The 6,888-nt window shown below is 70.8% G+C and carries 6 protein-coding genes; all 6 read left to right on the forward strand.

All coding sequences use genetic code 11. The annotated features are described in order from the left end of the window. Window positions 1-2,380: translation initiation factor IF-2 (gene infB, locus ACOADB_RS07885; protein WP_378597412.1), on the forward strand; the 2,380-nt coding region annotated here is incomplete at its 5' end. 76 nt (window positions 2,381-2,456) lie between these two features. Next, on the forward strand, window positions 2,457-2,924 hold the full coding sequence (rbfA, locus tag ACOADB_RS07890; RefSeq protein WP_378597413.1) for a 30S ribosome-binding factor RbfA: 468 nt from the start codon (window positions 2,457-2,459) through the stop codon (window positions 2,922-2,924). Further along, the gene (gene truB, locus ACOADB_RS07895; RefSeq protein ID WP_378597414.1) at window positions 2,924-3,790 is read left to right on the forward strand and encodes a tRNA pseudouridine(55) synthase TruB; all 867 of its coding nucleotides are present in this window, start codon (window positions 2,924-2,926) and stop codon (window positions 3,788-3,790) included. Before rbfA ends, truB begins: the two co-directional genes overlap by 1 nt. A gap of 43 nt (window positions 3,791-3,833) precedes the next feature. Further along, window positions 3,834-4,781 carry a bifunctional riboflavin kinase/FAD synthetase gene (locus ACOADB_RS07900; RefSeq protein WP_378597415.1) on the forward strand — a complete coding sequence of 316 codons (948 nt, stop codon included), beginning with the start codon at window positions 3,834-3,836 and terminating at the stop codon, window positions 4,779-4,781. A gap of 1 nt (window position 4,782) precedes the next feature. Further along, complete coding sequence (locus ACOADB_RS07905; RefSeq protein ID WP_378597416.1) at window positions 4,783-5,799, forward strand: hypothetical protein; 1,017 nt, start codon at window positions 4,783-4,785, stop codon at window positions 5,797-5,799. Window positions 5,800-5,833: 34 nt separating this feature from the next. Continuing rightward, window positions 5,834-6,888 (forward strand): molybdopterin-dependent oxidoreductase (locus tag ACOADB_RS07910; protein WP_378597417.1); only part of this gene is annotated, 1,055 nt, incomplete at its 3' end.

Consider the following 6,888-nt stretch of genomic DNA (forward strand, 5'->3'; position numbering starts at 1 on the left):
GGCTCCGGCACCGCGTCCGGTCGGCAAGCCCAGCGGCACGCCGCGTCCGGGCAACAACCCGTTCGCGCCGAGCCAGGGCATGGGCCGCAAGCCTGCCGCCGCTCCGCCGGCCCGCGAGGGTGAGGCCGGTCCGGGTGGACCGCGTCCGCCCGCCGCTGCGCCCGGTGGCCGTCCCGGCATGCCGCGTCCGAACCCGGCCATGATGCCCAAGTCCCCGGCCGCCTTCGGCCCGAACGCCGGTGGCCGTGGCCCCGGTGGTCCGGGCCGTCCCGGTGCCGGTGGCCCGGGTCGTCCGGGCGGTGCGCCCGGTCGTGGCGCTCCGGGTCGCGGTGCCCCCGGTGCCGGCGCTGGCGCCGGCGCGCCGGGTGCTGGCGCTCCCGGTCGCGGTCCCGGTGGCTTCGGTCCCGGTGGCGGCGGTCGTCCCGGCGGTGGCCGTCCCGGCCAGCGTGGCCAGACCCAGGGTGCCTTCGGTCGCCCCGGTGGTCCCGCCCGTCGCGGCCGCAAGTCGAAGCGCGCGCGTCGCCAGGAATTCGAGGCCATGGAGGCCCCGACGATCGGCGGCATGCGGGTCCGCAAGGGCAACGGCGAGACGGTCCGTCTCGCCCGTGGGTCCTCGCTGACCGACTTCGCCGACAAGATCGGCGTCGACGCGGCCTCGCTCGTGCAGATGCTGTTCCACATCGGCGAGATGGTGACCGCCACCCAGTCGGTGGGCGACGAGACGCTGGAGCTGCTCGGTGACGAGCTCAACTACACCGTCGAGATCGTGTCCCCGGAGGACGAGGACCGCGAGCTGCTCGAGACGTTCGACCTCGAGTTCGGTGCCGACGAGGGCGGCGAGGAAGACCTCGTCATCCGTCCGCCGGTCGTGACCGTCATGGGTCACGTCGACCACGGTAAGACCAAGCTCCTCGACGCGCTCCGCGACGCCAACGTCGTGGCCGGCGAGGCCGGTGGCATCACCCAGCACATCGGTGCCTACCAGGTCCACACGCAGGTCGACGGCAACGACCGTCGCATCACCTTCATCGACACCCCGGGTCACGAGGCCTTCACCTCGATGCGTGCCCGTGGTGCGCAGGCGACCGACATCGCCGTCCTGGTGGTCGCGGCGGACGACGGCGTCATGCCGCAGACGGTCGAGGCGCTCAACCACGCCCGCGCTGCCGGTGTGCCGATCGTGGTCGCCGTCAACAAGATCGACAAGGAGAGCGCCGACCCGACGAAGGTTCGTGGCCAGCTCTCCGAGTACGGCCTGGTGCCCGAGGAGTACGGCGGCGACGCGATGTTCGTCGACGTCTCGGCCAAGGCCGGCCTCAACCTCGACAAGCTGCTCGAGGCGATCGTGCTGACCGCTGACGCGTCGCTGGACCTGCGCGCCAACCCGGTGCAGGACGCCCAGGGCCTCGTCATCGAGGCGCACCTCGACCGCGGTCGCGGTCCGGTTGCGACGATCCTCGTCCAGCGCGGAACGCTGCGTGTCGGCGACTCGATCGTCGCCGGTCCGGCCTACGGCCGGGTCCGCGCGATGCTCGACGAGCACGGCGACAACATCGAGGAAGCCGACCCGTCGCGTCCCGCGATGGTCCTCGGTCTGACCGCCGTCCCCGGCGCTGGTCAGAACTTCCTCGTCGTCGAGGACGACCGGATGGCTCGCCAGATCGCTGAGAAGCGTGAGGCGCGCGAGCGTGCGGCCATGCAGGCCAAGCGTCGTGTCCGTCGCACCCTCGAGGACTTCATGGCCTCCATGGAGAAGGGCGAGAGCCAGGAGCTCAACCTCATCCTCAAGGGTGACGTGTCCGGTTCGGTCGAGGCGCTCGAAGACGCCCTTGCCCAGATCGATGTCGGCGAAGAGGTCAGCCTTCGGGTCATCGACCGCGGCGTCGGTGCGATCACCGAGACCAACGTCGACCTCGCCTCCGCCTCCGACGCCATCATCATCGGCTTCAACGTCCGGCCGCAGGGCAAGGCGGGCCAGATGGCCGACAAGGAAGGTGTCGAGATTCGTTACTACTCGGTCATCTACCAGGCGATCGAGGAGATCGAGGCTGCCCTCAAGGGCATGCTCAAGCCCGAGTACGAAGAGTCGACTCTCGGCCAGGCGGAGATCCGTGCGATCTTCCGCTCGTCCAAGATCGGCAACATCGCAGGCTGCATGGTCACGAGTGGTGTGATCCGGCGCAACGCCAAGGTCCGCATCCTGCGCGATGGCGCTGTCGTCGCCGACAACATCGACCTTGCCTCGCTCAAGCGGGAGAAGGACGACGCGTCGGAGGTCCGGGAAGGCTTCGAGTGCGGTCTCGTGCTCAAGAACTTCCAGGACATCAAGGAAGGCGACATCGTCGAAGCCTTCGAGATGCGCGAGATTCCCCGCAGCTGATGCTGCTCGCTACGCCGCCCGGTCCCTCGTGGGCCGGGCGGCGCAGGCGTTTTCCGTTTACTGATAGGAACAGACCATGGCCAGCCCGCGCGTGCGCAAGATCGCCGACCGCATCAAGGTGATAGTTGCCGAGATGCTCGAACGTCGGATCAAGGACCCGCGTCTGGGGTTCGTGACCATCACCGAGGTCCGGATGACCGGCGACGCCCAGAACGCCACCATCTACTACACCGTGCTCGGCGACGGTGACGTCCAGCAGGAGACTGCCGCCGCGCTCGAGTCGGCCAAGGGCGTGCTCCGTGCCGAGGTCGGCAAGCAGCTCGGCATGCGCACCGTGCCCAGCCTGGCGTTCGCGTTCGACGGCATTCCCGAGTCGGCGCGCCAGCTCGACGAGGTGCTGGCCCGTGCCCGCGAGGCCGACGCTGCCGTGGCCGCCGCTCGCGAGGGCGCCCAGCCCGCAGGCGAGGCGGACCCGTACAAGAAGCCCCGCGTCATCGCCGACGAGGACGACCTCGACGCTGCCGACGAGGACACCGAGGCGTAGTGGCCGAATCGGGCCTGGTCGTCGTCGACAAGCCGGCGGGGATGACCAGCCACGACGTCGTGGCCCGGGTACGACGCCTCGCCGGGACCCGCAAGGTGGGTCACGCGGGAACCCTCGACCCGATGGCCACCGGCGTGCTGGTGCTCGGTGTCGAACGGGCGACCCGTCTGCTCGGCCACCTGATGCTGACCGAGAAGGGCTACGACGCCACGGTGCGCCTGGGCGTGAGCACCACGACCGACGACGCCGAGGGTGAGGTCGTCGCCACGGCGGGCGCGTCCTCGCTGCAGCCGGGCCCGGTTGCAGCGGCGTTCGGAGCGCAGGTCGGCGAGATCATGCAGGTGCCGACGGCGGTCTCCGCGATCAAGGTCGACGGCAAGCGCGCCTACGCCCGCGTGCGTGCCGGCGAGGAGGTCGAGCTCAAGGCGCGACCGGTCACGATCCATGCGCTCGAGGTCCACGACCAGCGGGTGGAGGGTGACTGGCTCGACGTCGACATCACCGTCCGCTGCTCGAGCGGGACCTACATCCGCGCCATCGCCCGGGACGTGGGTGCAGCCCTCGGCGTCGGCGGTCACCTCACGGCGCTGCGTCGTACGGCCGTCGGGCCCTATGGGCTCGACGTGGCGCGCACCCTTGACGACCTCAATGAGTCGTTCAGTCAGCTGCCCATCGCCGCCGCAGCCCGCGCAGCCTTCCCGGCCCTGGACCTCGACGAGGAGCAGGCGCAGTCGGTCCGCTTCGGACGACCGTTGCCCCTCGGCATCGACGAGCTCACGGGTGTCTACGCGCCCGATGGTGAATTCCTGGCGCTGTATCGACCCGACGGTGACACCGCGCGCCCCGAAGCAGTCTTCGTCGGCTGAGCCCGCATCCGCCTGGCTGAGCGCGCATCAGTAGTCTGGCGCCGTGCAAGCGTGGCGAGCCTTCGAGGACGTCCCGGGTGACCTCGGGCGCACTGTGGTGACGATCGGCAACTTCGACGGCATGCACCTGGGCCACCAGCACGTGGTGCGCCGGGCCCGCGAGGTGGCCGGCGAGGTCGGCGTCGCGCACGTCGTGGCCGTCACCTTCGACCCGCACCCCATTGCGGTGCTGCGCCCCGAGCACGCTCCGCCGACGTTGACGACCATCGACGAGCGCCTGCGCCTGCTCGGCGAGGCCGGCGTGGACGACGTGCTGGTCATCCCGTTCTCCCGCGAGATCGCGGACTGGACACCGCAGGAGTTCATCGAGCGGATCCTGCTGGCGACCCTGCACGCCAAGGCGGTCGTGGTCGGTGCGAACTTCCGCTTCGGCAATCGCGCGGCCGGCGACTGCAACCTGCTGCGTGCCTCGGGCCTGGAGAACGACTTCGTCCTGGAGGAGGTCAGCCTCGACGGCGGGCCCCAGGTCTGGTCCTCCACCTACGTCCGCACGTGCCTGGCCGCCGGTGACGTCACCGGTGCTGCCGAGGCGCTCGGTCGACCGTTCGCCACCCGCGGCGTCGTCATCGAGGGCGACAAGCGCGGACGCGAGCTCGGTTTCCCCACCGCCAACGTGCCGGTGCGCCAGGGTGCCGCGGCGCCCGCCGACGGCGTGTACGCCGGCCGGCTGACCGTGCTCGACGGAGGGGATGCCGGGACGTCGTACCCGGCGGCGATCAGCGTGGGCACCAATCCGACGTTCGCGGGGGAGCGGGAGCGACGGGTCGAGTCCTACGTCCTGGACCGCACCGACCTCGAGCTCTACGGCCGCGAGGTCGAGGTGACCTTCGTGGAGCGCCTCCGCGGCATGGTCCGGTTCGACTCCGTCGACGCGCTGCTCGTCGCGATGGCCGATGACGTGTCGCGTGCCCGCGGGATCCTCGGAGCCTGACGTGCCCGACGGGCCGGTCGAGAACCTCGCGGCAGCAGAGCGGTGGTTCGTCGACCACGGCCTGCCGTACTTCGTCGATGACCATCGCGCAGCAGTGGCGCGCGGGCTGCGCCGGGGGCGCCTCGTTGCCCTGACGGTCGTGGCACTCGTCCTCGGTGCCGCAGCCGGAGTCCTCATCGGCACCTGGCTGAGCCCCGCCGCCGGTGTGGGAGCCGGACTGACCCTGGCCGGAGCGGTCCTGGCGTTCTACGCCGTCGCCACGCTCCGGGCGTGGCTGATCGTGACGTGGGCCGTCCGCCGTACCTTCCGCTCGCTGGGCCTGATGTTCCCGCTGGTCACCCGGGCGCTGCCGTTGCTGCTGCTGTTCATCACGTTCCTGTTCATCAATGCCGAGGTCTGGCAGGTGGCGGCGAGCCTGGACGGCGGAGTGCTGTGGATCGCGGTGCTGCTGTTCGCCGCCCTCGCGGTGGGCTTCTTGATGGTGCGCCTGCCCGAGGAGCTCGACAGCGTCGACGACGAGGTGGAGGGCAAGCAGCTGATCGATGCCTGTGCCGGCACCCCGCTCGAGGACGCCGCGCGCAGCATCGCGGGGCGGGTCGACCGGGTCGGGGCGGTCGACGCCGAGGTGAGCGGCCTGCAGAAGGCGAACCTGGTGCTGGTCCTGCTCATCGCCCAGGCGCTCCAGGTGCTGCTCCTGGCGCTGGCCGTGTTCGCGTTCTTCATCGTGTTCGGTGTCGTGGCGATGGAGCCGGCGGTGGTGAGCACATGGACACAGGGCACGCTGCACCCGATCGACGGCCCGCTCGGCGAGCTGACCGGCACCCGCCTGAGCCAGGAGCTGATCCGGGTCTCGACCTTCCTGGCAGCGTTCAGCGGCCTGTACTTCACGGTCTACGCCGTCACCGACGAGCTGTACCGCCGCCAGTTCTTCTCCGTCGTGATCCAGGAGCTCGAACGGGCGGTGAGCGCGCGGGTCGCCTACCGGTCGATGCGCAACGACGGCCTGGTCGAGGACTGATTCACTAGTAAGTCACTCGTGTTAGTCTGCAGACATGACGGAGAGCGGACTTCGGCGGCGGTCGGTGCTCGGTATCCCCGCGGCGGGCCTCGCGCTCGCCGGGGCGGCGCAGGTCGGCCCGCTGGCCGCACGCGCGGTCGCGGGAGCGCCGTCGATCCAGAAGCCGCTGCCGCCGAGCTGGTACGTCGACTTCGGCACCAACGCCGAGACCCGCTGGGACTCGGTGGAGCCCGGGCGCTACCAGACGTCGCAGGACCGGCTCTTCGTGCGCAACCACACCCGTACGCCGACGATCGACGCCGATGCGTACCGGTTGCGGGTGTTCGGCGACGGCCTTGCTGACGCCGCAGGGATCTCGCTCGGTCTCCGGGAGCTGCGTCGCCGGTTCCAGCCGGTCGAGGTCACCTCGGTCCACGAGTGCACCGGCAACGGCCGCAGCTTCTTCGACACCCAGCAGGGCCAGAAGGCTTCGGGCACGCAGTGGACCCTCGGTGCGGTCGGCACCGTCACGTGGCAGGGCGTGTGGCTGCGCGACGTCCTGAAGGCCGCCGGCCTGCGCGCCGCGGCCGTGTCGGTCCAGGCGGCCGGCCTCGACGACGACTACATCGACAAGGGCGTGAACCTCGGCAAGGTGCGGCGGGCGTTCCCGATCAGCAAGGCGCTCGACGACGCCGTCCTGGCGTGGGGTGCCGACGGCGAGCCCCTGTTGCCCGACCACGGCTACCCGCTGCGGCTGGTCCTCCCGGGCTGGGTCGGGATCGGGAGCATCAAGTGGCTCGGCGCGCTCGAGGTGTCGACGACCGAGCTCACTTCGCCCTGGAACACCCAGTGGTACAACATCGGCGGTCCCCTGGGCGTCAATCCGGTCCGGTCGGCCTGGGAGCTGCCGTGGGGCGCCCACCTCCGCGCCGCGGACGAGATCGTGCTGACCGGGCGTTCCTGGTCGGGGGCAGCGCCCATTGCCCGGGTCGATGTCAGCACCGACGGCGGCGCCACCTGGCCGCCCGCCCACCTGCACCCCTCGCCTGCCCGTGGCGCGGACCGCGGTCGCGGTCGTCGTACGGCGGGACACGGGTGGACGCGCTGGTC

It is taken from the genome of Nocardioides sp. CPCC 206348, assembly GCF_048654705.1.
In the GTDB taxonomy this organism is placed as follows: Bacteria; Actinomycetota; Actinomycetes; order Propionibacteriales; family Nocardioidaceae; genus Nocardioides.

Excerpts from the sequence above, each read along its gene's own strand:
- rbfA (WP_378597413.1), top strand. The coding sequence starts at position 2,457 with ATGGCCAGCCCGCGCGTGCGCAAGATCGCCGACCGCATCAAGGTGATA.